General features: G+C 68.7%; 3 protein-coding genes. 2 read left to right on the top strand and 1 reads right to left on the bottom strand.

Annotated features, from left to right (window positions below):
- The first annotated feature begins 318 nt into the window (after positions 1-318).
- The gene (locus VIM19_15345) at positions 319-471 is read left to right on the top strand and encodes a hypothetical protein (protein ID HEY5186237.1); all 153 of its coding nucleotides are present in this window, start codon (positions 319-321) and stop codon (positions 469-471) included.
- Between the two features lie 415 nt (positions 472-886).
- On the top strand, positions 887-1,600 hold the full coding sequence (locus VIM19_15340) for a hypothetical protein (protein ID HEY5186236.1): 714 nt from the start codon (positions 887-889) through the stop codon (positions 1,598-1,600).
- A 390-nt stretch (positions 1,601-1,990) separates the two neighbouring features.
- On the opposite strand, the gene VIM19_15335 is transcribed toward VIM19_15340, so the two are convergent.
- Entirely contained in the window at positions 1,991-2,932 is a 942-nt protein-coding gene (locus VIM19_15335; protein HEY5186235.1) for a homocysteine S-methyltransferase family protein, read from the bottom strand.
- Positions 2,933-3,006: the final 74 nt, after the last annotated feature.

The raw sequence follows: 3,006 nt of genomic DNA, 5'->3' as shown, positions 1-3,006 counted from the left end.
GGCTCACCGCTACAAGCACAAGACGTTCGACCCACCGGTCCTGGTGGATGTACTCGCCCCGGACAACGTCGGTCCGCGCGCCAACCTCACGACGACACCACCCGGCAGGACAGTCGAGGTTCCGGGCGGCACCCAAGCCCTCCATCGGGTTGAGGAGGTCGAGGTGGTCATGGCCAGCGGCAGCAGGGGCCTCGTGCCCCGCCCCGATCTGCTCGGAGCCTCGTCATCAAGGCAGGTGCCACAACGCTGGCCGAACGTCGGGATCGCCACTTCAACGACCTCGCCCTGCTGTGCTCCCTTGTCGCTGACCCTTTCGAGATGCGTGAGCAGATGGGAGATAGCGACAAGCGATGGCTCCGCCGCGCCGGAGAACTGGCAAAGGACGACCACTCCTCGTGGGCGCTCATCGACCCGGCGTACCGCGCTGACGGCCAGTCCGCGTTGAAGATCCTTCTCGCGGCAGACAACTGACTCGAGGGTCCACATGGCCGACCTGGCGAGGCGAGTGATAACGGCACTTCGCGCTCGGCCTCCCAGCGGGGGCCGTCGACTGCCGGCCCATTCCACAACGGTCAACGCCGTTGGGCCCAAACCGGGCGTCCAGAAGCGCGCCCGGAGGAAACGATGCGAGGAATCGTCGCATGCGCCCGTCCTCCTCCCCGACCCTTGTCGGACCCACAACGCATCTGGTACGTCGCCGTCGGGAGACCGCCACACTGCATCCGGGGCGTCCTGCCGATACGTTGCGAGACGTGTGCCGGCAAGTCGTCGCCACGCAGGAAGGGCTCTTGTCATGAGATTCGCTCGAAACGGTTGGACTACCCGTCGAACGGTGCTGGCAGCGGCGGTCGCTGGTGCGGTCGTGGCTGGCGGCGTTACTTCCGCTGTGGCATCCACGCGTGGGCCGACCCCGGAGGTCATTGGTGACCTGTTCATTTGCGTCAACAACTCCAGCAAGTTGATGACTCAGGTGTGGTCGACCACGGTGTGCCCGACTGGCAGTTTTAAGTACGTGGTACCCAAGAAGGGCAGCTCCACAGGCGCGACAGGTGCGCAGGGAGTTGCGGGTCCGCAGGGACCGGCCGGTGCCGCCGGCCCGCAGGGTCCTGCTGGTGCTCCGGGTGCCACTGGCAAGGATGCTCCTGCTGCGACCTACGGCGTCGGGAACATCAACGTCTCGCGCGGCGGGGCCGTTGCGAGCCCCTGGCAGACCCTGTCCACCGCCCTCGGCTCGCCCGTGGGCGACACGGTGTCCGGCACCTTCCGGTTCACCTGCAAGGCGGCCCAGGCTCCGTGCGCGGTCTCCGTCTCGGCTTACGCCACGACGAGCGGCGTCACGGTGTACCCCCGCGTGCTCATCACCAAGGAGAACTTCGACACGGGTGCCCCCCTCGGCACCTGCGAGTACGGCGATGGCTCTGACAACAACGGAGCCGTGACCGCACTGAGCACCACGGCGGTCGCTGTCCCGCTGGGAATCGGTGGCTCGCTCGACTGCGGCTCCGCCCAGGCGTACCCCGCCAACGGTGTCGCTAGCACGATCGAGGTTCCGACTGGCTACTACAACGTCACCAGCACCTTGCAGTTCTTCAAGTCCTGACCATCCCGGTCGAGGTGACCTACACGCAGTCTGGCTGAGCCTGCGCAGGAAGCCCCCCGGCGTCGTCGTCCGGGGGGCCTCCTGGTGTTTGGCTGGCCATGTCGACGCGCGGACGCACCCGAGCGAGCGATAGTGCCGGATATTGCTCTCGCTGTCCGAGCTGAGGCCGGATCTTCACTGGGCCATTTGGGTGTCGGCTCACTGGCCGGCCAGGTGGCAGACGCGGCCGCCCAATATCCGGCAATAGGCATCGCTGCCCAGCGGTCCGTTTCGCGCGGATCGCGTCGTGTTGCTAGCAGGCAAGGCGACACCGCGAAACATCGACGACGAGACCCCCAGCAGTGCAGGGGGTCTCGTCGTCTCGACGGCGGCGCCGTCGTTCGGGGCAGCTCAGACCGAGCTGCGGACGAGGGTGAGCTCGCGGGCGACGGCAGTCACGTGGCGCAAGTCGCTGCCGCAGCAGCCGCCGACCACGGCGAGTGCCGGCAGCCGGCTGGCCAGCAGGACGTAGCCGTCCGCGAACTCGGCGGGGTCGCCGTCGTCCAAGACCTCCGCGACGTCCAGCTCGGCGTGGCTCTGACGCGACGCGTTGCACCGCACGCCGCGGACGCGCTCGATCCAGGTGCCAGGGGTCAGGCCGAGAAGGACGTGGTCGGGGTGCGCGCAGTTGACCATCACGTACGCCGCCGCCCCACCGGTGGCGCCATCGAGGCGCCGGACCGCCTCGCCGAGCGGTTCACCCGTGGGAAGCCGGCCGTCGGTCTCGACGGTGAACGAGACGACGATCGGAACGCCGATCGTGCGGGCGGCGCGCACGGCGCCGATCGCCTCGTCGGTGTGGGTGAACGTCAACGCCGTCACGAGGTCCACCCCTGCCTCGGCCAGCCAGCCGATCTGCGTGGCGTGGTAGGCCTCGGCCTCGTCGGCGGTCAACAGGCTCTCGGGTGCGTAGGCGTCACCGCGCGGACCGACGAGCCCGTCGACGAGGACGGGCACGTCGGCGTACTCGTCAGCGAGACCGCGGCTGAAGGCGACGGTGACCCGGACCGCGTCGTGCAGCTCGTCGTTCGTCACTCCGAGGTCGGCTGCCCAGAACGGGTGCGCCTTCCAGGTGGGCGCGTCGAGCACCATGCCGCTTCCCGTGGCGCGAGCGAGATCGAGGAAGCCCCGGTAGTAGTCGGCCAGCGCTGCGCGGCTGACCGGGTCTGCGAGGAGCGTGTGCGCGGCGAACTCGGGGACCGGCACGCCGCGGTTGTAGATGAGATCGGTCTCGCAGCCGGCGTCGGTGAGGAACAGGCGGCCGTCGGGCGATGGGAGCGGGGTGGTTGTCATCGGGGATCCTCCGTAGGGATGGCCGTGGTGTCGGCGTGCGGTCGGCTGGATACTTCGCGGTCTCCAGCCTGGGG

This window comes from Actinomycetes bacterium (assembly GCA_036510875.1).
Lineage (GTDB): Bacteria > Actinomycetota > Actinomycetes > Prado026 > Prado026 > DATCDE01.
The sequence above is the reverse complement of the archived record's forward strand: the minus strand, read 5'-3'. Positions and strand labels throughout refer to the sequence as shown.